20 protein-coding genes and 1 other RNA gene are annotated in these 25,434 nt (G+C 40.3%); 8 read left to right on the top strand and 13 right to left on the bottom strand.

Annotated features, from left to right (window positions below; translation table 11 throughout):
• Positions 1-300 precede the first annotated feature (300 nt).
• The 4 genes from I6E82_RS03695 to I6E82_RS03680 all read left to right on the top strand — a co-directional run bounded on the left by I6E82_RS03695 (position 301) and on the right by I6E82_RS03680 (position 3,572).
• Positions 301-1,560, top strand: coding sequence for an OmpP1/FadL family transporter (locus I6E82_RS03695; RefSeq protein WP_197116736.1), 1,260 nt, complete (start codon positions 301-303; stop codon positions 1,558-1,560).
• 2 nt (positions 1,561-1,562) lie between these two features.
• Positions 1,563-1,976, top strand: a complete 414-nt coding sequence (locus tag I6E82_RS03690; RefSeq protein WP_197116735.1) for a YeeE/YedE family protein — start codon at positions 1,563-1,565, stop codon at positions 1,974-1,976.
• Between the two features lie 3 nt (positions 1,977-1,979).
• Positions 1,980-2,381 carry a DUF6691 family protein gene (locus I6E82_RS03685; protein WP_002958285.1) on the top strand — a complete coding sequence of 134 codons (402 nt, stop codon included), beginning with the start codon at positions 1,980-1,982 and terminating at the stop codon, positions 2,379-2,381.
• 96 nt (positions 2,382-2,477) lie between these two features.
• Complete coding sequence (locus I6E82_RS03680; protein ID WP_197116734.1) at positions 2,478-3,572, top strand: mechanosensitive ion channel family protein; 1,095 nt, start codon at positions 2,478-2,480, stop codon at positions 3,570-3,572.
• Between the two features lie 35 nt (positions 3,573-3,607).
• Here I6E82_RS03680 and I6E82_RS03675 read toward each other — a convergent pair whose 3' ends face one another.
• The 6 genes from I6E82_RS03675 to I6E82_RS03650 form a co-directional block, all read right to left on the bottom strand.
• Positions 3,608-5,743 (bottom strand): TonB-dependent siderophore receptor, encoded by a 2,136-nt coding sequence (locus tag I6E82_RS03675; protein WP_197116733.1) that lies wholly within the window; start codon positions 5,741-5,743, stop codon positions 3,608-3,610.
• A gap of 219 nt (positions 5,744-5,962) precedes the next feature.
• Positions 5,963-6,274, bottom strand: coding sequence for an EthD family reductase (locus tag I6E82_RS03670; RefSeq protein ID WP_002958288.1), 312 nt, complete (start codon positions 6,272-6,274; stop codon positions 5,963-5,965).
• A gap of 211 nt (positions 6,275-6,485) precedes the next feature.
• Positions 6,486-6,842, bottom strand: a complete 357-nt coding sequence (locus tag I6E82_RS03665; RefSeq protein ID WP_197116732.1) for a TfoX/Sxy family protein — start codon at positions 6,840-6,842, stop codon at positions 6,486-6,488.
• Between the two features lie 239 nt (positions 6,843-7,081).
• The gene (locus I6E82_RS03660) at positions 7,082-8,608 is read right to left on the bottom strand and encodes an acetyl-CoA hydrolase/transferase family protein (protein ID WP_197116731.1); all 1,527 of its coding nucleotides are present in this window, start codon (positions 8,606-8,608) and stop codon (positions 7,082-7,084) included.
• Between the two features lie 297 nt (positions 8,609-8,905).
• Positions 8,906-9,002: signal recognition particle sRNA small type (ffs, locus tag I6E82_RS03655), an RNA gene on the bottom strand.
• Between the two features lie 139 nt (positions 9,003-9,141).
• Positions 9,142-10,017: a DUF3014 domain-containing protein gene (locus tag I6E82_RS03650; protein ID WP_101164364.1), complete on the bottom strand. Its 876-nt coding sequence runs from the start codon at positions 10,015-10,017 to the stop codon at positions 9,142-9,144.
• Positions 10,018-10,256: 239 nt separating this feature from the next.
• On the opposite strand from I6E82_RS03650, the gene I6E82_RS03645 reads away from it, so the two are divergent.
• Entirely contained in the window at positions 10,257-11,402 is a 1,146-nt protein-coding gene (locus I6E82_RS03645; protein WP_007584072.1) for a patatin-like phospholipase family protein, read from the top strand.
• A 9-nt stretch (positions 11,403-11,411) separates the two neighbouring features.
• On the opposite strand, the gene I6E82_RS03640 is transcribed toward I6E82_RS03645, so the two are convergent.
• A complete protein-coding gene (locus tag I6E82_RS03640) occupies positions 11,412-13,385 on the bottom strand; it encodes a monovalent cation:proton antiporter-2 (CPA2) family protein (protein WP_197116729.1) in 1,974 nt (657 codons plus the stop codon).
• Between the two features lie 133 nt (positions 13,386-13,518).
• On the opposite strand from I6E82_RS03640, the gene I6E82_RS03635 reads away from it, so the two are divergent.
• Positions 13,519-14,415 (top strand): GGDEF domain-containing protein, encoded by an 897-nt coding sequence (locus I6E82_RS03635; RefSeq protein WP_197116727.1) that lies wholly within the window; start codon positions 13,519-13,521, stop codon positions 14,413-14,415.
• A 29-nt stretch (positions 14,416-14,444) separates the two neighbouring features.
• Here the strand turns inward: I6E82_RS03635 and I6E82_RS03630 are convergent, their stop codons facing one another.
• From I6E82_RS03630 to lpxB, 6 genes are all read right to left on the bottom strand, one after another.
• Positions 14,445-14,798 (bottom strand): hypothetical protein, encoded by a 354-nt coding sequence (locus I6E82_RS03630; protein ID WP_010553734.1) that lies wholly within the window; start codon positions 14,796-14,798, stop codon positions 14,445-14,447.
• The gene (gene tilS, locus I6E82_RS03625; protein WP_197116725.1) at positions 14,799-16,103 is read right to left on the bottom strand and encodes a tRNA lysidine(34) synthetase TilS; all 1,305 of its coding nucleotides are present in this window, start codon (positions 16,101-16,103) and stop codon (positions 14,799-14,801) included.
• An 83-nt stretch (positions 16,104-16,186) separates the two neighbouring features.
• Positions 16,187-17,143, bottom strand: coding sequence for an acetyl-CoA carboxylase carboxyl transferase subunit alpha (gene accA / locus I6E82_RS03620; protein ID WP_007581016.1), 957 nt, complete (start codon positions 17,141-17,143; stop codon positions 16,187-16,189).
• A gap of 16 nt (positions 17,144-17,159) precedes the next feature.
• Entirely contained in the window at positions 17,160-20,651 is a 3,492-nt protein-coding gene (dnaE, locus tag I6E82_RS03615) for a DNA polymerase III subunit alpha (RefSeq protein WP_197116723.1), read from the bottom strand.
• 2 nt (positions 20,652-20,653) lie between these two features.
• Positions 20,654-21,256: a ribonuclease HII gene (gene rnhB, locus I6E82_RS03610; RefSeq protein WP_010553737.1), complete on the bottom strand. Its 603-nt coding sequence runs from the start codon at positions 21,254-21,256 to the stop codon at positions 20,654-20,656.
• Complete coding sequence (gene lpxB, locus I6E82_RS03605) at positions 21,246-22,403, bottom strand: lipid-A-disaccharide synthase (RefSeq protein WP_197116721.1); 1,158 nt, start codon at positions 22,401-22,403, stop codon at positions 21,246-21,248. Before lpxB ends, rnhB begins: the two co-directional genes overlap by 11 nt.
• A gap of 301 nt (positions 22,404-22,704) precedes the next feature.
• Between lpxB and I6E82_RS03600 the strand changes: the two genes are divergently transcribed.
• Together I6E82_RS03600 and cydB are read left to right on the top strand one after the other, a co-directional pair.
• A complete protein-coding gene (locus tag I6E82_RS03600) occupies positions 22,705-24,288 on the top strand; it encodes a cytochrome ubiquinol oxidase subunit I (RefSeq protein ID WP_007581009.1) in 1,584 nt (527 codons plus the stop codon).
• A complete protein-coding gene (gene cydB, locus I6E82_RS03595; RefSeq protein ID WP_024590729.1) occupies positions 24,285-25,424 on the top strand; it encodes a cytochrome d ubiquinol oxidase subunit II in 1,140 nt (379 codons plus the stop codon). The genes I6E82_RS03600 and cydB overlap by 4 nt, the downstream gene beginning before the upstream one ends.
• The last annotated feature ends 10 nt before the right edge of the window (positions 25,425-25,434 follow it).

Below are 25,434 nucleotides of genomic sequence, written 5' to 3'. Positions count from 1 at the left end.
TAAACGTTAAATAATAAATCTACTTTATGCAGCTATTAATGCGTAAACGCTCCTTTTACCAGCAAGCTTTTACTACCAAAGTTTATAGCTACCGATTACATACTTAAATATCACTATAGTTCAATACGTTAGCGAAACTTTTAACTTAAGTTAAGGCTGAATAGCAATCTACGCTCATTTATTTTAACTTTATAACCATTGCCGTATTACCTTTTATTATAACTAATCTATTTAAATTCCTTTTTAGAATATCAAAAATTAGCTATTGTCCGCCCATTCCAACTTTATGTATTTACTAAAATGAAAAAACAGTTAATTTCAGGCTTAGCTTTAACGTGTGCGTTAGGTTCGTTCAGTGCATTTGCTACTAATGGTTATTTTACTCACGGCTATGGCATGACCCACAAAGGCATGGCTGGCGCAGGTGTAGCGCTGTCAGAAGAGTTAATGTCTGGCGCTAATAATCCAGCAACCTTTTTACCTAACGGAACAGAGCTATCACTGGGCTTAGAGCTTTTTTCACCTGAACGAAAATATACTGCATCAAAAGTAGATACTTTTTACCCTGGCGCATTTTATCTTGAAGCAAAAACACAAAAAAGCGACAACACCGTATTTGCAATTCCAGAGTTTGCTATTGGCCATCAATTAAATGAAAAAGTAAATATTGGTTTATTAGTGTATGGCAACGGCGGTATGAATACCGAGTACGGCGCAGAATCCTCTCCTGAGGGGACTTTTTACGCTGGTACAACAGGCGTTGATTTAAAACAACTCTTTATTAGCCCAACAGTAAGCTATAAGTTGAATGAACAAACACGCCTTGGTGTATCCCCTATTTACGTGGTGCAACAGTTTGAAGCACAAGGGCTTGGAAGCTTTGCTCCTTTTTCGCAATCGCCAGAAGCGCTTACAAATAATGGCACCGATACAAGTACAGGCCTAGGTATTCAACTGGGTATTAGCCAAGATATAAATTCGTCATTAAGCTGGGGTGCAAGTTACCGCTCTTCAGTGTCTATGCAAGAGTTTGATAGCTATAAAGGTTTGTTTGCAGAGCAAGGCGGATTTGATCTGCCAAGTTCGTTTCAACTTGGTGCTGCCTATAAGCTTACCCCAAGTAATCAGGTTGTGTTTGATTGGCAAAAAATAAATTACAGCGAAGTAAAAAGTATTGCAAATCCAGTTAATAACTTGATGTCAGCGCCTTTAGGGGCTGATGCAGGAGCTGGGTTCGGCTGGAACGATATGACTATTTATAAGCTTGGCTATCAATGGCAGCGTACATCGCAACAAAAAATTCGTTTTGGGGTGTCTTACACCGAGCAACCGATTCCTTCATCAAACGTTTTGCTTAATATTTTAGCCCCGGGTGTTCAAGAGTGGCATTTTACTACTGGCTTTAGCCATTCTTTTACCAACAAGGTACAATTAAACGCTATGGCTTTTTATTCGCCAGCAAAAAAAGTAACGGGTGCTAACTACTTAGCGCCTAATCAACAATTATCAATCGAAATGAAACAAACCGGTTTAGGCGTTTCTATTGTTTGGGAAATTTAAAAATGATAACAGAATTCACCCCAGTATCGGCTGCAATAGGCGGTGCATTAATAGGTATAGCGTGTACGTTATTACTGGTTTTATACGGAAAAATTGCGGGCATATCAGGCATTGTTAAGTCAGTATTCGCTAAAGCAAATTCAGACTCTCGTTGGCAGTTATACTTTATTTTAGGGTTATTGTTGGCAGGAGTGGCTGTAAGGGTATTTGCGCCTTCTTTATTAGAAGGCGAATTGCAATTACCGCCTTGGCTTATTGTTATTGCTGGACTTTTAGTTGGCGCTGGTACAACTTTAGCTAATGGGTGCACAAGTGGCCATGGTGTGTGCGGCATGTCGCGCTTTTCTGCTCGCTCTTGGGTTGCAACATGTACATTTATGCTTGTTGCCTTCATTACAGCAAACCTTGTAGGATAAATAATGAAAGCAATTATGATGGTTGTTATAGGCTTTATATTTGGCTTAGGGCTTATTATTAGCGGGATGACAAACCCTGCTAAAGTGATTAACTTTCTTACCTATGGAAACCAATGGGACGCAAGCTTAATTATAGTGATGGCTGTTGCCATGCTAATAATGATGCTTACATGGTTATGGGTTGCAAAAAAAGAGAAGCCACTTCTTTCAGGAACGTTTAATTTAAGTGATTTAAAAAAAATTGATGCGCGCTTAATTATCGGCTCAGTACTTTTTGGTTTAGGCTGGGGTTTAAGTGGCATTTGCCCAGGCCCGGGTTTGGTTCAATTGGTGTCTCTTAAAATGGAGTTTTTGTTATTTTTTGCAGCCGTGCTAGGCGGTATGTGGTTAGCCAAAAAAGTATAATATTTGCTGCCGACTAAACTCGGCAGCTACTTTACCCAAACAAAGGTACATAACTTGCTGCAATATATATAAAACTATATTGAACAGGTTTAAGTTATGCTAAATAAAGCGCTGGAATTTTCTAACAGCACACCTTGGTTAAGCGCAGCGTCCTCTCTTTTACTTATAGCTATACTACTGTTTTTAATTCGTTTTTTTGTAATGTACTGGCTAAAAAAATGGACTTCAAAGACCACGTTTATATTCGATACTTTACTAATAGAGTCAATATCTAAGCCGCTAACACTGTGCACAATTATTGTGCTGCTCACCATTTTAGAGCACGACACCTTCATTGTTAGTACTTCTATTTCTCAGCAGATCCCTTTTAATAGCATTAATATTGTATTAGCGCTGCTTGCACTTATTATGTTTTTAGACCGCTTTATTATTGGCACTATTAATTACTATGGCAAACAATCTGCCGTTGTTTTTAATTCAAAAAGCATAATTAAAGGCGTGATACGCGTTACATTATCATCCGTAGGAATACTAGTATTAATGGGCACGTTAGGTATTTCTATTACACCCATTATTGCCTCGTTAGGTATTACATCACTGGCTGTTGCCCTTGCTTTACAACCTACCCTCGAAAACTTTTTTTCTGGCGTGCAGCTAGTGATAGATAAACCCATAAGAGTGGGCGATTTTATTGAGCTTGAATCTAAGGAGCAAGGCTTTGTAGATCACATAGGCTGGCGCTCTACATGGGTTAAAATGCTACCTAATAATATGATTATTATACCTAATAGCCAATTATCTAAATCGCGTATTATTAATTACTTTTATCCTGAAAGAGAGCTAAGCGTGCCTGTTGATATAAGCGTGCATTACGATTCAGATTTAGAATTTGTTGAGCAAGTAACACTTGAAGTAGCTCGTGAAATACTTATTTCACACGAATGGGGCGTTGATGATTACAATACCTTTGTGGTTTTTCATACCTTTGATAGATCAAGCATTAACTTTACGGTAATGCTTAGAGCTAAAGAATACTTTAATCGCTTTTGGGTTAAGTCCGCTTTTATAAAAGCCCTGCATAAACGCTATAAAAAAGAAGGTATTGTAATCCCCTTCCCTATTACGGCTATTAACACTACTCAAGAATCAGCTAAATTTAATAGTGATAAAAAGGTGCAAGGCGATACTTAAAACAAAGCGCGAGTAACTCTCGCGCTAAATAAGTATTAAAACTTGTAGGTTATTTGCCCAATAATTTCGCGAGGGCTGCCGGGAAAGTGGCCGTTTCGTTCACTAAATCCACTAACCGCGTATTCTTTATCAAACAGGTTATTAATATTTACACTCAGTAATACGTCGTCAAAGCGACTCGTCCAGCTCATATCAAATACGGTAAATGGTTTTACTTTTTGACCACTTGTACTAAGTTGCTCACTTACGTAATTTGCACCAAAGGCAATTGATGAGTCAATCGAATCCAGTGCGTAGCGAGTCCATAAACCTGCCTGGTGGCGTGGTGCATTAGCAAAGCGCGAACCGTCTCCAAATGTATTTGAAAGCGTATCACCCGTTACGCCGTCTACCACTTGCGTATCGTTGTAAGCGTAGTTAGCCGTTACGGTCCAGTGCGCTGATAAATCGCCTACGAGCGTTGTTTCAAATCCTCGACTTTCTACTTCACCTATATTTAAAAGTGCAGCAATGCCATCTCCCGCTCCCGTATCGTCAGGGTTGCTCATTACCACGTTTTCTTTATTAATTTGGTAAATTGCAAAGGTGCTCATTATTTTGCCGTCGAGCCATTGGTTTTTCATACCCAGCTCGGTTTGCTTACCGGTTTCTGGTTCTAAATTACCCTCGTCTACCACATCTTCCTGATCGCCCGACGATGTAGGATTAAAGCTTTCAGAGTAGTTTATGTAAACAGAGGTGTTTTCTATTGGCTGGTACGTTACTGCAACGCGAGGTGTTACACCGTTATCGGAATAGCTAAAGCCTGTTTCCTTATTTAATTCTTTAAAGTAATCGTAGCGTAAGCCTGCAATTACGGTCCATTGTTCGCCAATACTTATAACATCTTGAGCGTATACACCAAAGCGATCGGTATCTACACCATCACGATCTAAATCGGTTAAGTTATAGGTGCTAGGGTCTGTTTCACCGTAATTAAGTGTATAAATATTTAAGTTTGCTACACCATCAGCCTCATATCGGGCACGCAAGTAATCGTACTGCGTTTCTACCACATGGTAATCGCCACCAAATAAAAATTGATGCTCTAAATTACCTTGCTCAACGTTATATACAAAATCAGTTGTTAAGCTTATTTCTTCGTTTGCTCGAAACTGTTTGCGGTATTCTCGTCTTATGGTTTCATCATCTATATTAGCAACGCCATCACCATTTACGTCAACCCAATTTTGCGACTCGTGATACGCTTGGTCGCGCTCATTATCAAGGTATCGCACAGTAGTGCTAACAGAGAAATCATCAGAAAAACTATGATTTAACTCAGCTTGAAGCACCAAAGCTTCCATATCTTGATAGTCAAATGATTCGTTCGCGTTATACGAAGGATCTACCAGAAAGTTGCCGTTATCATCTACCGGTACGCCCCGTAAGCGGTTACCGCCTAGGTCTTGTTTAATGTAGTCAACACTTGTGGTTAGGGTTGTTGAATCACTTAAATCAAATAACAATCCGCCTGTTAGCTCGGTATTAGCTGAGTCTGCATTGTTACGAAAGCTGTCTTGCTCTTCATAATAACCACCCAATCTATAAGCCATTGTATCGTTTAAACCACCCGTCATATCGAGTGATGCACCACGGGTGTTGTAATTACCCAAAGTAAGCTTTAATTCGCGTTTTTGTGTGTAGCTTGGCTTTTTAGTTACGTAATTAATCATCCCACCAGGTTCGCCACCGCCATACAAAGCAGAGGCTGGCCCTTTTAATACTTCAACACGTTCTACATTAAATAACTGCGGTACACCAAAGCCCGAATATGGGTCGCCACGCACACCATCGTAAAATACATTTGCGTCATCTCTAAAACCACGAAAAGTTACGCCTGAGTAGCTATATTCGCTCACTCCCGCAATAGATCGGTACAAATCGGTAATGTCACGCGCTGCTTGGTCAATTATAAGTTGCTCTGTTAACACCTGAGCCGATTGCGGAAGCTTAATAAGATCTAAATTAGTTTTAGTACCAATTTTACTTTCGGTTTCTAGGTAAAATTGCTGGGCACGGCCAGTTACTTCTATTTTTTCAATATCGTTATTTTGCTCTGCAAATGCCATATTAGAAAAAGCAGATAAAGACGCAGCAATACTTAATGCCAAATAATTAGGGTTAAACATGATAATTCCTGGGAGAAGTGTAGATAGCCAACAAGCTAAATGATAACTCTTATCATTTTCATAATCAACACAGGAGCGGGTTTAATACATCTAAATATTAGAACTAATTTTACTTAAAACAGAGCGCTAGCCCTTTTATTGCAGTTAAAATAAAACCCCTACTGTATTAAATACAGTAGGGGTTATTAAGTAATTCTTAAATTAGTTTTAGCGTGTAATTTACCCAGCAATATTGCTAATTTGAATTACTGGAGACACGTTAGTAAAATTAACTAAATCAGCCGCTATTACTTCTTGATGAGGTGCAAAGGCTTGCTGAAAAGATTCTACCGATTCAAACACTAAATGCCCCATAGCAATATAAGTTGGCGCTTCGCCCGGTGCGCCACCAGCTAAACCTGCATCTGCACTACTTGATATAAGCGCTTTACCAACTAACTCTGCAACTAGTGGTAAATGTGTTTTACAGTAGTAGTCCATATCGAAAGTAGCACTTTCATTATTTGGGTATAATACGCTTACTTTAATCATTACATTCTCTCTTTTATTTACTAAAAAATTTAAAGCTGTGCTAATAAACAGCTTTACAAACTAGTGTTCAAAGCGTCTTTTGAAATAGTATGAATCATACTTAAGTAAAAAGCGCATAAGTGAGCAGTCGCTCAATTATGTAGTATTCATGCTCATAGCGCCAGTAATTTGATTGCAATGCGTATTTTAATTAAGGTGATACTTCGCTAATTTACTTAAGTGCGGGTCGTTTTTTAAAAGGCTTGGGCGGCAAAGACTCTACAAAGTTAACGCACGTATTTACCCAATATGCTAAATCAAAATCAGACTCAAAACCTTCAGGCAAAATATAAACCAAGCCCTTAACTGGCTTTCCGGTAAAGTCCATTTCAGTTACATGGGGTTTAGCTAAACAATCGCTGTAGTTTTCAGGCCCTACTCGCACCATCAGCTTGTTGCCTATTATTACGCAGCACATATACTCAGAAATTATAAAACATAAACCACCAAACATTTTCTTTACTACTAAATCGTGGCGCGCATTAAACAACTCATAAAGTCGCTCTTCTAACCCTCTGTCAAACGCCATTTAAGCATCTCTATTTTTTAATAAACACATTACACACTTAATAACGGTAATAGCACTTAAACCTAAGTAAATAAAATAATAAAAGGTGGCTGGGAAAGGTATGCAAAGAGTAGGTATAAAATTATTTTGGGCTTAAAGTTTTTATTAAACCGCACTAATCAAAGCTGATTGAGCTGACACTAGTGCGGTTTAAAAGTAAGTATAAAACTAACTTATTCAATTTTAATAAACCAAAATGCTTATGCTGACAGTTGCACTTGAGCATCTGCTGCAGATACTTTTTTCATGCTGCCTTGTTGTTCAAGACGAATATGCCAACTAAACGCTTCTTCAAGTAAATGAGGGGTATGCCCGCCACGCTCACAAGCACGATTGTAGTAATCTAACATATCGTCACGATAATCTGGGTGCACGCAGTGCTTAATAACTTGTATCGCTCGCTCACGCGGCGCTAAACCGCGTAAATCAGCTAATCCTTGCTCGGTTACTAAAATATCAACATCGTGCTCGTTATGATCAACATGACTCGCCATAGGCACTACGCTTGAAATAGCGCCATTTTTAGCAATCGATTTAGTCACAAATATTGCTAAATGAGCATTACGAGCAAAATCACCAGAGCCACCAATACCATTCATCATTCGCGTGCCACAAACATGTGTTGAATTTACGTTGCCATACATATCAAACTCAAGTGCAGTGTTTATGGCAATAATTCCTAAACGGCGCACTATTTCAGGGTGGTTCGAAATTTCTTGAGGGCGTAGCACTAGCTTGTCTTTGTATTGCTCTAAGTTATTAAATACTTGCGCGTTACAACGCTCAGACAACACAATTGAGCTGCCCGATGCAAAACTAAGCTTACCTGCGTCAATTAGGTCAAACGTCGAATCTTGTAGTACTTCAGAGTACATTGTTAGGTCTTTAAAGTCAGAATCGAGTAGTCCCATCATCACAGCATTTGCAATGTTACCAATGCCTGCTTGTAGCGGTCCTAAATTAGCTGGCAATTTATTTTGAGCCACTTCTTCTTTAAAAAAGTTAACTAAATGGCGCGCAATAGATGCGGTATCTTCATCAGGGTCGGTAACGGTAGAAAACGAGTCGCTTTGGTTAGTAAAAACAATACCAACAATTTTTGCAGGGTCGATAGGAATAGCAGTGCTACCAATACGGTCGTCTACTTTAACTAACGGCATTGGTTGGCGAGTAGGACGATACGAAGGAATGTATATATCGTGCAAACCTTCAAGATTCGGGTTATGCAGCATATTAATTTCAACGATGACTTCTTTGGCAAAAATAGCAAAACTCGCTGAGTTACCTACCGATGTAGTTGGCACAATATGCCCTTCTTCGGTAATAGCGACTGCTTCAATAACAGCTACATCAGGCATGGTTAATTGATGATTTCGTAGATGCTCAACCGTTTCAGATAAATGCTGATCAATAAACATTACTTCACCGTTATTAATCGCTTTACGTAAAGTACTGTCTACTTGAAAAGGCATACGACGCGCTAAAATGCCCGCTTCGGTAAGTAGTTTATCTAAATCATTACCTAAAGATGCGCCAGTCATTAAATTTATTTTTATTGGATTTTTTTTGACTTGCTCAATTAACGCTCTGGGTACTGCTTTAGCTTCTCCGGCACGAGTGAAGCCACTCATCCCTACAGTCATTCCATCTTTAATAAATTGGCTTGCTTGTTCTGCAGGCATCACCTTGTCATGCAGGTTACTATTGCGAATACGTTCCAAGTGCATACTGAGCTCCTCTCTAAATTTGACATTATTCTAATCCTAACTTCGTACTACACAATCTAGACTTAAGTCGTATTTACGAATCGAGGATGAGCAACATGTTTAAAAGGGAGGTTAATTTACTTTTAATTAATACTACCATGTAGTTATTAGTAATATTTTTAACAAAAATGACATAACAATCTATAAAGTAATTTATAAAGTAATCTATAAATAAATAGTATTATTTAATAAGAGGAATTATTTTTGAGGAATTAAGTTTATTAGTTCAAACACCCAAATGAGGAATTTGGGTGGCAGTCTTACCAGCCACATCTCGGCACACACGTCACAAACTGTGGCTGCTCCCTTCCGGGCCTGACCAGGTTCGCCTGCTAGTGTTGCGAGAGGACCAATAAGACTACCATTGAGGGCCTTGGTTGGCGCGGGAGGGATTATCTCTACTTTTGCTCTGTTATTCAAGGGATAATCTAAAAAGAAAGTGCGATTGCATACTTCATATACAATCGCGGCGTATTTAGCTATTTTAGTGCGTATTAATTGTTCTCTAACTGCGCTTTTATATTACGTAATGCTGCTTTTACTTTTTTCATGTTTTCTGGACCCATACGTAAAAGCTGTTTTTGTGCATCTGGTAATTGCTCCCACTCCGAAAACGCATACTGGTACGTTACTGAATCACGAAGTAACGGCAAGTCACCTTCAGGCTCTGGCGTATCAAGTAATAAATCGATTGCATCGGTTAGCGTTTGATTAAACTCGTCATCGCCGTAACCAATTTCACTGTATGCATTATTAATAAGTGGCTTGTACTCTTCGTACATGCGAACGGCTTGCGCTGCACTCATACTGGTAAATATTTTCACATACGGTGTATAACGCTCGTAGCTGTTAGGGTTAATAGTTAAGATATCACCTTCATTCACGCTAAATTTTTCTTCTGGCTGTACAACAGGCATGTGCTTTTTAGCTATTTTTCCTTTTGCTAAGTTATCTACATATACCACACCACGACGAATAACATCGTCGGTCACCATTAAGCTCATTACTGAGTCGCTTAGGTACTCGTCCATTTTAGCAACAACAACTGCATCACTTTCGTTAAGCGTTGGTAGTGGCTCTACTTCTGGCACAGGCTCACTTGGACTTTGTGCTGGTACTTCAAGCTCTGCTGGCTTTTCTGGATTTACAGACGGCGCATCTACCACGGGGTCGTTCTCGGGTTTAAGCTCCATCATAGGTTGTTCTTTAACTGTGGGCTCTACCTCAGTGCGTGTTGCTTGCTCGTCACTGGGTGTTAGCAATACGAAGGCGGCCGCACATGCTACGACTATTAAAATAATAACGGCGAAAAGAATATTGTTATTAGGTGGACGTTTTTGAACATCTGATGCTTCTGGTTTATCTGACATACGAACTCCATAAAAATTAAAATGCGATATCACTTAGAGTACGCTAAGTGGATTAAATTCATTCTTACACAAATACTATGACATTTTATAATACGGCAATTATAGCAAAGTAAGTTACGTACTAAATTGGGTGATTAAACAATGTAATAAGTATTAGGGCAGTTATCCTTTGATTCTTCTAGCTTAAAGACTTACAGTTAATAAATAAAGTAAAGACGTAGAACAGTTTAACCACCAATATGAAAATCAAGCAAGTTGATCCACAAAAACCTAAAATTGCCTTATTACTCACAGGTGGTGGCGCACGTGCTGCTTATCAAGTGGGTGTTCTTAAAGCGCTAGCTCATAGTATGCCTCGTACCGCTCCATTGCCATTTAGAGTAATAAATGGCACCTCTGCTGGGGCTATTAACTCAGCTGCGTTAGCATGTTACGCCTCCTGTGCGCATTTGGCTGTACGAAAGCTTGAATCAGTTTGGAAAAACTTTTCAACCTCTATGGTCTATAAAAGTGATTTTTTAAGCGTATTTGGTCATATTGCGCGTAATATTTTAACGAGCTTTCAGTCAGAACATATTAACCATCCACCAGCGAGCTTGCTAAACAACCGCCCTCTGCGTGGTTTATTAAACGAAATTTTAGATTTACACCGTATTGAGCGCAATTTACATCGTAATTATTTAGATGCGCTGTCTATTACGGCCTCAAGTTATACAACGGGCGACTCTGTTGCATTTTTTCAATCTAATACGCAAACATCTTGGCAGCGTGCTAAACGCGAAGGCCGTGCAACTCGTATCAATGTTGAGCACTTAATGGCATCGAGTGCCATCCCTATGGTGTTTCCAAGTGTAAATATTTATAACCATTACTTTGGGGATGGCTCTATACATCAACTTTCTCCGCTGAGTCCATCGATTCATTTAGGCGCTGAAAAAATATTTATTATTGGGGTCGACCAACCCAAAGAATTACACCCACCGGGTTACTCGCCACATTATCCGGGTCTATCTGCTGTTGCAGGGCATTTACTCGACAGTGTATTTACCGACACTATGCAATCGGATTTGGAGCGTTTGGCTCGTGTTAACCGAACATTAGGGCTATTACCCGCTCGCGACAAACATCAAGAACTTAAACAAATAGATACCTTTGTCATTAACCCTTCGCAAAACTTTAACGCCATTGCAGCGCAGTATTACGACGATATGCCATGGGCTATTAAAGTTTTGCTACGTACCATAGGTGTTAAAAAGCATTCGCAATCGAGTTTAACCAGCTACCTATTGTTTGAAAAACGCTACACCCAGCATTTAATGCAAATTGGCTATGAAGACGGTATGGCGCAGTTGCCTAAGATGCGTGAATTTTTAGAGTTAGATTAATCTAAGTCACTATTCGATTCCGTCGAGCAGATAGTGCTCTACCCGCTCAACACGCCTTGGTTTACCTTGTAATACTAAAACGTCATTAGCCAATAATGTTGTTTGCGCTGATGGCGTATCTATTTCGGCTCCTTCTCTGCGCAGTGCTTTTACGAGCACTCGCCGCTTTTCTAAATTAAGATATTCAATTGTTTTATCCACGGCATAAGCTTGCTGAGGTAGCGCTACAACATGTAAATATTCTAATCGTTCACTTGAGGCATCTTCGCTATCTTTAAAATACCCTGCGTAAAAGCTTTGCATTAATGGATAACGATTACGACGTTCTTTACTTACTCTACGCACAATACGCGTCATCGGTACGCCCGACATAGACAACACATGCGACACGAGCATTAAGCTCGCCTCTAATGACTCTGGCACTACTTCGGTTACGCCTAGCCCTTTTAAATAATCTAACTGGCTATCGTCACGAGTACGAATAAGTATTTTAACGTTGGGCGCTATTTGTTTTATGGCATCAATAACAACCTGTGCGTGATCAAGCTCTGTAAAAGTAATAATAACCAAGCGAGCTCGCTCTACTCCTGCGCACTTTAAAATATCTTTTTGTTTAACATAGCCAAATATAACAGGCTCACCTGCCGCTTTGCCTTCTTGTACTAAAATTGGGTTACTTTCAATGGCAACGTAGTCTATTGCTTCGGGCTTTAAAAAACGCGCTATAGTTTGCCCAACACGCGAAAAACCACAAATAACAACATGGTCACTATAAAGTGTACTACTTTGTGGCTCACTCTCCAGCGCTAAACTAGGGCGATCGAGTATACCTAAACGCTTTAAAATAAATGGCGTTTTATCAATCAAAAATGGTGTAAATGCCATTGATAACACACCAAGGGCAATTAAAAATGAAGCTTGCTCTGAGTTTAATAACTGATGCTGGCCAGCAAGTGCGATAAGTACAAAACCAAACTCCCCCATTTGCCACAGCATAATGCCACAGGCGAGCGAGTCTTGGTTTCGCTCATGCATTAGCCGCGCACTAAGTGCTACTACTGTAATTTTTAATACGAGTAACCCAAGCAATGCGCCAATAATTATTACTATATGCGCCAGTACAAATAAAATATCCAACTGCATACCCACAGTTACAAAAAACAGCCCCATTAAAATATCGCGAAATGGACGTATATCGGCCTCTAACTGATGCCTGTAATGGCTCTCACCTAACATCATTCCCGCTAAAAAAGCGCCCAATGCCATAGACAAGCCAAACATATACGTTAAAAAGCCCGCAAATAAGGCTACTAATATAGTGGTAAGCACAAACAACTCATCGGTTCGTACTTGCGCTATTTCTTTAAACACAATGGGCAATACCCATTTACCAATTGCCCAAAGAAGCACGCATACAAATGCGCCCTTACTTAGGGCAAACGCTAAAGCCCAGCCAATACTTTGAGGGTCGCTTGAGGCAAATAAAGGAAGTATTATTAATAGAGGAACAACAGCAATATCTTGAAAAAGCAGTACACCAACGGCCAATTGCCCACGGCGCTGATTAAGCTCACCCGTTTCTTTTAATAGCTTAACCACTACAGCCGTAGAAGAAAGCGCCATAATTGTACCAATGGTAAAACTGGTGAGTAGGGAAAAGTCTAAACAATATAAAATAATAATGAAGAGTAAGCTGGTTATACCTACTTGTAACGAGCCCAGCCCAAATACTAGGCTTCGCATTGCCATTAGCCGCGAAATAGAAAATTCTAACCCCAAACTAAATAACAAAAACACAATTCCAAGCTCTGCTACAAACTCTATTTCATGAGATTGCGCTAACCAACCAATACCATGACTACCGGCTAAAACCCCCGTTGCTAGGTACGCCAAAATAGGCGGCAAGCCAATGCGTTTAAAAAACCACACAAAAAGAACTGCTGCCACTAGCAAGCCAAAAATTTGAACGTTAATACTCTGCAAATTCGGCCTCACGCGTCAATTAAACCAAGGGACTTACTTTAAATATAGCAACCTTCTGTTTTTCAGCCAGTTTTAAAATATGGCACAAAAATCGCTTAGTAATTGCAAAGTAACACCCTCGGGGGAGAATTTAATGGAAAACGTCCATATTTTGACGCAGCGTGTGTCTGGTCGCGGTGATTTTTTGCCGTTTTCGGCTGAACATTCGCCAACAAATGAAATAACAGAAACACATAAACTCGTCACAGAGCTACAAACTAGCTTAGTGATTGAGGATGTTTTAGCTATATACGTAAAATTTACAAAACAATTGTTAAATTTCTCTGGTTTACAGTTTCAGTCAACACTGGGAACTACACAAACATCACAGAGTGATACAAATAGTACACCCTATATTTTTGATTTGGCGATTGGTAAAGAACACTTAGGGCAACTAATTTATTTTAGTAAATTCCCACTTGGTCAAGCCATTGAGAAAAAGCTACATACTTTGCATACTGCGCTGGTTTATCCACTTCGTAATGCGATGATGTATAGCCGAGTACTAAAGCTTGCCACAAAAGATGCGTTAACAGGCTTAAATAACCGTAGTCAGTTTAATGACTTTTTACTGCAAAAACTTGAAAACTGCCGTCGTTACCAGCGTCCATTTAGTTTAATGCTGCTTGATTTAGATAATTTTAAACAAGTTAACGACAACTTTGGCCATAAAATTGGTGACGATACACTTAAAGAGTTTTCAAAAGTACTGTGTAGCAGCATACGCGGCACTGATTCGGTATTTAGATTTGGTGGTGATGAGTTTGCTTTACTTATTGAAGACCCTGAGTTTACAACGAATAAAGTGATTGCTGAGCGGATAATGTGCTTAGTAAGAAAATCGCCTCTAATGTCTAAGTATAAAGTAACAACCAGTATTGGTTTTACTTTAGCTAACAGCCAAGACAGCGAAACTGAAATATTTGCTCGCGCCGATAAAGGCTTATACAAAGCAAAAGCATCTGGCAGAAACTGCGCAAAAGCATATTAGTTTTTACTTAACTGCATTAAATAAAAAGCCTAGCTTCCCCCGCTAGGCTTTGCACTTACCAATTTATAAATAAACAACGCGGCACAGAAACCAAAAAAGAATCCGCTAATTAAATTAAGTAATGCGGTAATAGTAGCAAGCGGTGTAAATAATACTAAAAGCAGTGGCAGGCTCACGCCTAAAATAAAAAACAATCCACCTTTACCTAACCAATAAGCTAATAAAAGCACTGCAGATACAATTCCACCCGCAACTGCATAACCTAGCGTAACTATATTTAGCTCAAGTAAAATATTAGCAATAATAGCTATAACGGCCGTTATTAGCATACCCACTGGCGCTTTAGTAACTAACGACAAACCAACATGCGGCTGTTTACTCATTTATTTACACTCCCAAAAAATACCATTTTCATCAATATGCTTAGCACTTATAAAATAACCAACCACTTGAACTAATTCATCATTATAAAAAATAAGCGGCACACTGGCGCGAAGCCAGGGCGCTATTTTTGCATCTTTAAACCAATGCTTAACTGTATTACTACCAGGCTTTTTAAGTGGTTTAATGCGTGCGCTATTGCAATCAAAACGCACTATTACTTGCTCATTAGCGTGTGGAGGTCTTACTCCACAACCGGTGCTTTTAATTAATAAGCGCCCGTCTGCCAGTTTTAGCTGTGAATGATTCAGCTCAATATCTGTTAACACTTCACTTGGTGTTACAAAATACAAATAACCTTGATGACGACGTATTTGCCCATCGAGCAAATCAATACGCATTTGTGCATCGTTTTTTGCGCACATTGCTTGATTAATAATTTGCTCGAGCTGCTTTTGCGATGGCATCACTTGTGTAAATAGTGCAAGCCACGCACGTACTATATTTGCAATGCGCGCTGCGCTGTATTCGCTTATCTGGCCAATGCAAAGTGCTTGATGCTCGTTAATACACTTATTTAAATCAAGCTGAGTATATTCATCAAGTAATGTTTGTTGCTGCTGTAGTAGCTCAATACTTCGTGCAGTGCATTGTTCAAACCCATTAAAGCGCTCAGCTAACACAGGTACTATTTTTGAGCGTAAAAAGTTACGATCAAAACTTTCATCTGTATTAGAGTCATCGGTTATGTGGCTAACACTAAACTGCGTTGCAAACGCTTCTATATCGCTGCGAGCTACATTTAACAATGGTCTAAAACATATACGCCCACTTTGCAGCAAGCGCTCTTTATACATAGAACCTAGCCCTTTTAAACCTGAGCCACGCTTTAAGCGCAATAAAAACGTTTCTACTTGGTCGTTTAAGTGTTGGCCCAGTAAAATAATGCTGCCTTGTGGGCTTAGTTCATCAAGTGCTTTATAACGGACGTCGCGTGCTTGGGCTTCAAGACTTGTGCGCGACTGCGGCTCAATAACAACTTTCGCAGCTTCAAAAGGCACATTAAGCTCAATGCATACGTTTTTGCAAAAGTGTTGCCAGTCATCAGCATACTGGCTCAAGCCATGGTGGACATAAATAGCCGATACATTAATTGCAGGGTTATCTACTTTTAAAGTGCGCATTAAATGCAACAACACCACAGAATCAACGCCACCAGAAAGCGCCACTGTAAAAGCGGTGTTACCTTGCTCAATATAGCTATTTAATGATTTTTTTAATTGCTGATAAATTGCTGATGTATGCATATGGGCGCACTTTTATATAAAAACTCTGAACATTTTAAAGCAAAAAAGCCGCATAAGCGGCTTTTTTTTAACATTTAATGTGTTTAGCAATAACCAAACGACATTAAACGTTTATAACGTTGATCAAGCATTTCTTCAAGCGTTAGCGCTTGTAGGTCTGCTAAGTCACGTTTAAGGCGAACTTTTAAGTTACGTGCCATAGCATCGTAATTGCGGTGCGCGCCACCTAGAGGTTCATCAATTAAGTTACTGATTAAATCTAGTTCTTTAACTCGCTCTGCGGTTACACCCATTGCTTCTGCTGCAAGTGGGGCTTTGTCGGCGCTTTTCCAAAGAATAGACGCACAACCTTCAGGCGAAATTACAGAGTAAGTGCTGTATTGCAACATGTTAACTCTGTCGCCCACACCAATCGCTAATGCACCACCTGAACCGCCTTCGCCAATAACCGTACATATTGTCGGCACTTTAAGTGTCGCCATTACTTTTAAGTTACGCGCGATTGCTTCAGATTGACCACGTTCTTCAGCGCCAACACCTGGGTATGCACCCGGCGTGTCGATAAAGGTCATGATTGGCATTTTAAAACGCTCAGCCATTTCCATTAAGCGTAATGCTTTACGGTAACCTTCTGGCTTTGGCATACCAAAGTTGCGTTTAATTTTTTCAGCAGTGTCACGGCCTTTTTGTTGGCCAATAACCATTACTGGTTCGCCATCTAAACGCGCAACGCCTCCTAAAATAGCCGGATCGTTAGCAAAAGTACGATCGCCAGCAAACTCGTCAAATTCCGTGAAAATGCGCTCGATATAATCTCGAGTGTAAGGACGCAACGGATGACGTGCTAACTGTGATACTTGCCAAGCGCCTAAATTAGAAAAAATCTCCTGTTTTTGTTTGGCACTTTTTTCTTTTAATTTGCTGACTTCCTCTTCTAACTCAAGGTCTAATTCGCCAGCGCGGCTTATATTTTGTAATTCTTCAATTTTTGCTTCTAATTCTGCAATTGGAAGCTCAAAATCAAGATAATTGAGGCTCATGCTCTAAACTACCTAATCAGTTAAATTCTAGTTCTACATCTTGCGCAGCCATTAGTGATAACTTATGAATTAAGTCGTCACTTGGCGTAACACACCATTCGATCCCAAGAGTTAATTGCGCCAACGCATCTGGACGTTGGTAATAAACCTTGATCGGACACGTTCCCATTTTATAGGGTTCGAGTACTTTTTGTAATTTATCGAAGAAACCTGCCTCGACTTGCACCATGTTCAGCGTCATTTTAATCGCTTTAATACGCTTTTCACGCGCTTGAGCAATGGTGTTTATTTCTCTGGCGGTCATTGTAATACCACCGGAGAAGTTATCAAAGCTGACCTGTCCAGATATTACCAAGATATTGTTAACTTGGAGCATATCTTGGTACTTTTCAAACTCGTCTGAATACAAGCGTACATCAATCCGTGCACTCTTGTCATCTAAAGTTACTAAGGCCCAACGATTTCCTTTTTTGTTAATTAATACCCTAGAAGCAATCACCAAACCTGCGGCTGTTGCAAATACATCGCGGTTCGTTGGCTGTAAATCAACTATTTTCCCGCTGGTATAATGCCTAAGCTCACGGCGGTACTGATTTATCGGATGCCCAGTTAAATAAAGGCCTAGGGTTTCTTTTTCACCATCTAACCATTCGTTATCAGTTAGGCCTGTGGCTTTAATAAAGGCTTGTTCAACCTCATCAGGCTCAGTGGCTAATAAACCAAACAAATCACTTTGCCCTAATAGCTCAGCTTTGTTGTGTTGGTCGGCTGCCCGCATTGCACTTTTTAAACTAGCGAGTAATGTAGCACGGCCAGCTTGGGTTTTTTCTGGCCCTAAATTATCGAGTGCACCTGAATAAATTAATTTTTCGGTCACGCGTTTATTTAAGCGTTTTAAATCAACGCGGGCACAAAAATCAAATAAATCTTTAAATGGGCCCCCTTTTGCACGCGCTTCTAATATTGCATCAACCGGTGCTTCACCTACGCCTTTTATCGCGCCAATGCCGTAAACAATCTCGCCTTGCAAGTTTACTGTAAACTTAAACTCACCTGCATTCACATCTGGCGGCAATAAGGTGAGCTTCATGTTTTCACATTCATCCACCAAAATAACGATTTTGTCGGTGTTATCCATATCAGCCGACATTACCGCAGCCATAAACTCTGCAGGATGATGCGTTTTCATCCACAGCGTTTGATACGAAACAAGTGCATACGCCGCCGAGTGAGATTTATTAAAACCGTAACCTGCGAACTTTTCTACCAAGTCGAAGATTTTTATTGCGAGTTCGCCGTCAATGCCGTTATTTCTTGCGCCATCTTCAAACGTTGAACGCTGCTTAGCCATTTCTTCGGGTTTTTTCTTACCCATTGCACGACGCAGCATGTCGGCGCCACCTAGCGTGTAACCTGCTAGTACTTGCGCAATTTGCATTACTTGTTCTTGATACAAGATAATGCCGTACGTTGGATCAAGTATTGGTTTTAAGCTTTCGTGCTGATACTGCGCATCTGGGTATGAGATTTCTTCGCGGCCCAGTTTTCGGTCGATAAAGTTATCTACCATGCCTGATTGCAGCGGACCTGGTCGGAACAAGGCCACGAGTGCAATCATATCTTCAAAGCAGTCGGGCTTAAGTCGGCGTACTAAGTCTTTCATACCGCGCGACTCTAGCTGGAATACAGCAGTCGTTTCAGCCCGAAGTAGCAATTCAATACTTTTTTTATCATCCAGTGGGATGGTATTTATATCAACGAGGTCTTTACCTTGGCGCTCCATGCGCACATTGGTCATTTCGACCGCCCACTGCAATATAGTCAGTGTACGTAAACCCAAGAAATCGAACTTAACTAAGCCTGCAGTTTCTACGTCGTTTTTATCAAATTGCGTTACCGGAAACTTACCTTCGTCATCGCAATAAAGCGCGGCAAAGTCGGTAATAGTGGTTGGCGATATTACTACGCCACCCGCATGTTTACCGGCGTTACGTGTACACCCTTCTAGGATGCGACACATGTCGATTAAATCTTTTACTTCGTTATCGCCATCGTAGGCTTCTTGCAAGCGCGGTTCTATATCAAACGCTTTAGCAAGTGTCATCCCAGGATCGCCGGGGATCATTTTAGAAATACGATCAACAAACCCGTAAGGGTGCCCAAGCACTCGCCCTACATCGCGTATTACCGCTTTTGCAGCCATAGTGCCAAAGGTAATAATTTGCGATACCGCATTACGCCCATACAAAGCCGACACGTGATCAATTACTTCGTCTCGTCTATCCATACAAAAATCGACGTCGAAATCGGGCATTGATACACGTTCTGGATTCAAAAATCGCTCAAAAAGTAAATCGAACTCAAGCGGATCCAAATCGGTAATTTTAAGTGCGTACGCAACTAACGAACCTGCACCTGAACCACGACCAGGCCCAACCGGAATATTGTTATCTTTACTCCACTGAATAAACTCCATTACGATTAAGAAGTAACCTGGGAATCCCATTTGGTTAATTACGCCAAGCTCTATATCAAGTCGCTCATCGTATTCAACACGTTTTACTTTTCGCTCTTCTTCGTCGGGGAATAAAAACTGCAGTCGCTCTTCAAGACCATCTTCTGACACTTTAACTAAAAACTCATCAATCTTAAGTGAGCCAGTTGGGTAATCAGGTAAAAAGTAAGTCCCTAGCTGAACCGTTACATTACAACGTTTAGCTATTTCTACTGTGTTTTGTAGGGCTTCTGGAATGTCGCTAAACAACTCAGCCATTTGCTCTGATGTTTTTAGGTATTGTTCTTCAGAGAATCGTTTAGGCCTGCGTTTATCGTCAAGCGTGTAGCCGTCAAAAATAGCAACGCGAATTTCGTGCGCTTCAAAGTTTTCAGGTTTTAAAAACACCACTTCGTTGGTCGCTACAACAGGTAACTGCTCTTTTGTAGCAAGCTCTGCCGCCATATGTAAGTAGTCTTCTTCAAGCGGTCGATTGGTGCGAACAAGCTCAAGGTAGTAGTTGTCGCTAAAATGCTGCTTGTAAAAGCTAACAACCGATTCAATAACACTTGGGTTATTTTTTAGTAATGCCTTTCCTAAGTCACCGTCTTTAGCACCCGAGAGAATAATTAAGCCCGTTTTATGCTCCACCAGCCATTCTCGGTCAATCACTGGGCGATGAAACACATGCCCACGTTGATACGCTTTAGATATTAATAAGGTAATATTTTTATAGCCGTCGTTGTCTTTGGCTAATATGGTTAAGCGGCTTGGCTCGTCAGGAAATTCTGGGCTACGAACCCAAAAGTCAGCACCCACAATAGGCTTAATACCGGCGTTATGTGTTGCGCCATAAAAGCGCACTAAGCCACAAAAGTTCATTTGATCGGTAATCGCAATAGCGGGCATTTGCAGCTCTTGCGCTTTAGCAACTATTGGCTTTGTTTTAGCAAGGCCGTCAACCATCGAAAAATCTGAATGAACTCTTAAATGAACAAAATCAGGAGCAGCCATGCTTAACCCTCACCATTGGCTTGCGCCAATACACGCTGCACAGGTTTAAAGCTTTTACGATGCTCATCAATCGCGCCGTACTGCTCAAGCGCTGCAAAATGTGCTTTTGTTGGATACCCTTTGTGCCCTGCAAAGCCATATTCAGGGTGGCGTTTATCAAGCTCAATCATTTCGTCATCGCGTGCTACTTTAGCTAAAATAGACGCCGCTGAAATTTCTGCCACTAAGCTATCGCCTTTAACAATAGCTTGCGCTGGCATAGTGAGTTTTGGCAAACGATTACCATCTATAAATACAAATTCAGGTTGCGTACTTAATGCCTCTACTGCACGGGTCATGGCAAGCATAGTCGCGTGCAGAATATTTAACTCATCAATTTCTGTTGGATTGCAGCGCCCATAGGCATAACACAATGCTTTTTCTTTTATTTCAATCGCAAGCGCTTGGCGTTTTTTATCTGTTAATTTTTTAGAATCCGCTAAGCCAGCTATTGGTTTAGTCGGATCTAAAATGACGGCGGCAGTAACTACATCACCAACAAGCGGGCCGCGCCCTACTTCATCTACACCGGCAATTAAGGATACATTAGGTCTATCAATTTGCATTTATTAACTCCGCCACAGCATTCGCTGCTTGTTCGCTGGCATTTAATCTAATTTTTTCGTGAATAGCTAAAAAGCGTGCTTTTAGCTCTTTGTTATCAGTGTTGAGCATAGGAGTAAGCGCATTTGTTAAATTAGCCACATTACACTCACTTTGTAAAAACTCAGGCACTAGCTCTTCGTCTGCTAATAAGTTAGGCAACGAAAAATACTTAATATTAAACGTAAATAAAGTTTTAAATATCCAATAGCTCAAAGGCTTTATTTTATAGCCCACTACCATTGGCTTTTTATAAAGCATACCTTCAAGTGTTGCAGTGCCCGACGCTAATAAAATAGCATCAGCAGCTTGCATCGCTAATTTTGATTGTCCATCAAGCAGGTTAACATTAAGGTTTGGCGCGGTAGCGTTTAATATATCAGTAAACTGCGCTTTGCGTTTTTCGTTAACCAACGGCACCACAATTTTAAGATTGGGGTTTTTAGCTTGCAGCTCTGCGGCTGTTTTAATGTAAGTTTCGCTTAGCAAACCAACTTCAGAGCCTCGACTACCAGGTAGCAGCGCCAGTACTTTGTCATCAAGGCTTAAGCCGAGTTCTTCACGTGCTTTAGTATCGTCGTGCTCAAGTGCTATGTCGTCAGCCAAGGTATGACCTACAAATGTACATGGCACTTGGTGCTTATCGTAAAACTCTTTTTCAAATGGTAATAATGCTAACACTAGGTTAGTGGCTGCACTTATTGTATGAATGCGCTTTTCGCGCCACGCCCAAACAGACGGACTTACATACTGCACGGTTTTAATACCCGCATCTTTAAGTGGTTTTTCAACGCGTAAGTTAAAATCGGGTGCATCAATACCAATAAATACATCAGGTGGGTTATCTACAAAATGCTGCACGAGTTGTTTACGTATTTTAAGCAAACGCGGTAGACGCCCTAGCACCTCAACAAGCCCCATTACCGAAAGCTCATCCATGTCGTAAAGTGTTTTACAGCCCTGCGCTTGCATTTTAGGTCCTGCTATTCCTTCAAAAATAGCGTCCGGAAAATGTTTTTTAAGGGCTTTAATTAAACCTTCACCTAAAATATCGCCCGACAGTTCACCTGCCACAATACCAATTCGTAGTTGTTTTTTATCTTTATTCATTTGATTTTATTTCACAAGTAAACCAGGCGTTCATGCTTGTTAGTTTACCGTGTTTTACTGTTTGGTTAAACGCTTTAAATAACTGGTTTTTTATCACGTAAGTTAAGGCTTTATGTTGTTTGTTTTTAATACTGATGTAGCATAGGAAATATATATTAAGTTTTACTAATATGTATGTTGACAAAAATTGCACAAAAGTAAATACTATTACAAACTTTCAGTAATTACTGAAAGTTCATTAAACCTTAACTTTGCCAATTAAATGTTGCCCTGTTAATCCGTCACTCTCAAGGAGCCAATAATGATAGATGAAACCTTTGTGGATCTATCGCGATTACAGTTTGCTGTTACCGCTCTCTTTCATTTCTTATTCGTACCGCTAACGATAGGTATGACCTGGATTTTAGTTATTATGGAATCGGTTTATGTAATGACCGGTCGCGAAATTTATCGTGATATGACTAAGTTTTGGGGAAAATTGTTTGGTATTAACTTTGCAATTGGTGTGGCAACAGGCCTTACCATGGAATTTGAGTTTGGTACTAACTGGTCTTATTACTCCCATTACGTAGGTGATGTTTTTGGGGCTCCCCTGGCTATTGAAGGTTTAATGGCATTCTTTTTAGAATCGACCTTTGTAGGTATGTTCTTTTTAGGCTGGGACAGACTCTCTAAACGCCAACATTTAGGTGCAACCTTTTTAATGGCCATTGGTACTAACATGTCGGCGCTGTGGATTTTGATTGCCAACGGTTGGATGCAAAACCCAGTAGGTGCTGAATTTAACTATCAAACCATGCGCATGGAAATGACCAGCTTTGCTGAGCTTGTGTTTAATCCTGTAGCACAAGTTAAGTTTATTCATACCGTATCGGCAGGTTATGTAGCTGCATCTATGTTTGTACTGGGCATAAGTAGTTGGTACATATTAAAAGGCCGTGATTTAGCGTTTGCTAAGCGTTCTTTTTCGGTCGCATCGGGCTTTGGTTTGGCGTCAATTTTATGTGTAATTTTACTCGGTGACGAATCAGGCTACGAAGTAGGTGAAGTTCAAAAAGTAAAACTTGCCACGATTGAAGCTGAATGGCACACAGAAGAGGCTCCGGCTGCGTTTACCGCATTTGGTTTTCCTGATTCAGAAGAGCAAGTAACACATGCTGCGGTTAAAATACCTTACGCACTTGGGTTAATTGCTACACGTTCACTTGATGAGCAAGTAACGGGTATTAACGACCTAGAAAAACAACACGAAGTACGTATTCGCAACGGTATGATTGCTTATGAATACCTTACAAAACTCAGAAACGGTGAAGATACGCCAGATAATATTGCCAAATTTAATACCCTAAAAGATGATTTAGGTTATGGCTTGCTACTTAAGCGCTACACACCTGATGTTGTAGATGCTACCGAAGAGCACATTCAAAAAGCGGTTAAAGACTCTTTCCCTAAAGTAGGCCCTATGTTTTGGTCATTTAGGATTATGGTTGCCTGTGGTGTAGCCATGCTGGGTGTATTTATATTGGCATTTTACTACAACGCACATCGCGTTATTGAGCAAAAACGCTGGTTGTTATGGGCTGCCGTATTGAGCATTCCACTACCTTGGATAGCTATTGAATTTGGCTGGATAGTTGCTGAGTATGGCCGTCAACCTTGGGCTATATCTGAAATACTGCCGACCTTTTTAGCCACGTCGTCACTAACAGTAAACGATATTTTAATTAGCTTAACTGGATTTATTGTTTTCTATACTGGTTTAGCCATTGTTGAAGGTTGGTTGATGATCCGCTTTGTTAAGCAAGGACCAAGCTCGCTACATACTGGTAAATATCATTTTGAATTGCCAAATAAAACTGATCAAACTGAAGGAGAGCAATCATGATTTTTGATTATGAAACATTAAAAATGCTTTGGTGGTTGATCATTGGCGTGCTGCTTATTGGCTTTGCTATTACCGATGGCATGGATATGGGCGTTGCTATGTTGCTTCGCCTAGTTGGTAAAACAGATTCAGAGCGCCGTACGGTAATTAATACCATCGGTCCACACTGGGATGGTAACCAAGTATGGTTTATTACCGCAGGTGGCGCGTTATTTGCAGCGTGGCCTATGGTTTATGCAGCTGCATTTTCGGGCTTTTACTTTGCCATGATGCTAGTACTATTTGCTCTATTTTTTAGACCACTAGGGTTTGATTACCGCAGTAAAGTAGACTCAAAACGCTGGCGTAATAACTGGGACTGGGGTCTGCTTGCAGGCAGCGCAATTCCAGCATTAGTTTTTGGTGTTGCTTTTGGTAACTTATTTTTAGGCGTACCATTTAATATTGATAACTTAATGCGTGTTAGCTACCAAGGTTCATTTTTTGGTTTACTTAACCCGTTTGGTTTGCTTGCTGGTTTAGTGAGTATCACTATGCTAATTGCTCATGCTGGTATGTGGTTACAGCTTCGTACAGCTGATGCAGTAGCAGAACGCTCAGGGCAATATGGTCGTTATTCACTGATTGTGTTTATTATACTGTTTGCAGGCGCTGGTTTTTGGGTTGCTAATTTAACGGGTTACCAAATTGTATCTATGCCTGATACACAAAGCCATGCAGATCCATTAGCTAAAGTAGTAACAACAGCCCAAGGCGCGTGGCTTAGCAATTACAGTGAACGCCCATGGACTATGACCTTTCCTATTTTAGCGTTTGTAATGGCACTAAGTGCGCTATTGTTTTCTAAATTGAACAAACCAGCACTTGGACTTATTTCAACAAGCTTAATGTTAATTGGCGTGATTATGACGGCCGGTGTTTCACTGTTCCCATTTATTATGCCATCAAGCAACAATCCAAATATTAGCTTAACAATTTGGGATGCGGTATCGAGTCATAAAACGCTCAATGTAATGTTTGTTGCAGTGTGTATTTTTGTCCCACTTATTTTAACTTACACCACCTGGTGTTATGTAAAAATGTGGCGCAGAGTAACGGTTGAAGAAATTGAAAACAACACTCACGGTAGCTACTAAGGAGACTAAA

Source organism: Pseudoalteromonas sp. NZS11 (genome assembly GCF_015864765.1).
Classification (GTDB): Bacteria; Pseudomonadota; Gammaproteobacteria; order Enterobacterales; family Alteromonadaceae; genus Pseudoalteromonas; species Pseudoalteromonas arctica.
The sequence above is the reverse complement of the archived record's forward strand: the minus strand, read 5'-3'. Positions and strand labels throughout refer to the sequence as shown.

Coding starts and splice junctions, on each gene's coding strand:
- I6E82_RS03695 (WP_197116736.1), top strand. CDS start 301: ATGAAAAAACAGTTAATTTCAGGCTTAGCTTTAACGTGTGCGTTAGGT.
- I6E82_RS03690 (WP_197116735.1), top strand. CDS start 1,563: ATGATAACAGAATTCACCCCAGTATCGGCTGCAATAGGCGGTGCATTA.
- I6E82_RS03685 (WP_002958285.1), top strand. CDS start 1,980: ATGAAAGCAATTATGATGGTTGTTATAGGCTTTATATTTGGCTTAGGG.
- I6E82_RS03680 (WP_197116734.1), top strand. CDS start 2,478: ATGCTAAATAAAGCGCTGGAATTTTCTAACAGCACACCTTGGTTAAGC.
- I6E82_RS03675 (WP_197116733.1), bottom strand. CDS start 5,743: ATGTTTAACCCTAATTATTTGGCATTAAGTATTGCTGCGTCTTTATCT.
- I6E82_RS03670 (WP_002958288.1), bottom strand. CDS start 6,274: ATGATTAAAGTAAGCGTATTATACCCAAATAATGAAAGTGCTACTTTC.
- I6E82_RS03665 (WP_197116732.1), bottom strand. CDS start 6,842: ATGGCGTTTGACAGAGGGTTAGAAGAGCGACTTTATGAGTTGTTTAAT.
- I6E82_RS03660 (WP_197116731.1), bottom strand. CDS start 8,608: ATGCACTTGGAACGTATTCGCAATAGTAACCTGCATGACAAGGTGATG.
- I6E82_RS03650 (WP_101164364.1), bottom strand. CDS start 10,017: ATGTCAGATAAACCAGAAGCATCAGATGTTCAAAAACGTCCACCTAAT.
- I6E82_RS03645 (WP_007584072.1), top strand. CDS start 10,257: ATGAAAATCAAGCAAGTTGATCCACAAAAACCTAAAATTGCCTTATTA.
- I6E82_RS03635 (WP_197116727.1), top strand. CDS start 13,519: ATGGAAAACGTCCATATTTTGACGCAGCGTGTGTCTGGTCGCGGTGAT.
- I6E82_RS03630 (WP_010553734.1), bottom strand. CDS start 14,798: ATGAGTAAACAGCCGCATGTTGGTTTGTCGTTAGTTACTAAAGCGCCA.
- tilS (WP_197116725.1), bottom strand. CDS start 16,103: ATGCATACATCAGCAATTTATCAGCAATTAAAAAAATCATTAAATAGC.
- accA (WP_007581016.1), bottom strand. CDS start 17,143: ATGAGCCTCAATTATCTTGATTTTGAGCTTCCAATTGCAGAATTAGAA.
- dnaE (WP_197116723.1), bottom strand. CDS start 20,651: ATGGCTGCTCCTGATTTTGTTCATTTAAGAGTTCATTCAGATTTTTCG.
- rnhB (WP_010553737.1), bottom strand. CDS start 21,256: ATGCAAATTGATAGACCTAATGTATCCTTAATTGCCGGTGTAGATGAA.
- lpxB (WP_197116721.1), bottom strand. CDS start 22,403: ATGAATAAAGATAAAAAACAACTACGAATTGGTATTGTGGCAGGTGAA.
- I6E82_RS03600 (WP_007581009.1), top strand. CDS start 22,705: ATGATAGATGAAACCTTTGTGGATCTATCGCGATTACAGTTTGCTGTT.
- cydB (WP_024590729.1), top strand. CDS start 24,285: ATGATTTTTGATTATGAAACATTAAAAATGCTTTGGTGGTTGATCATT.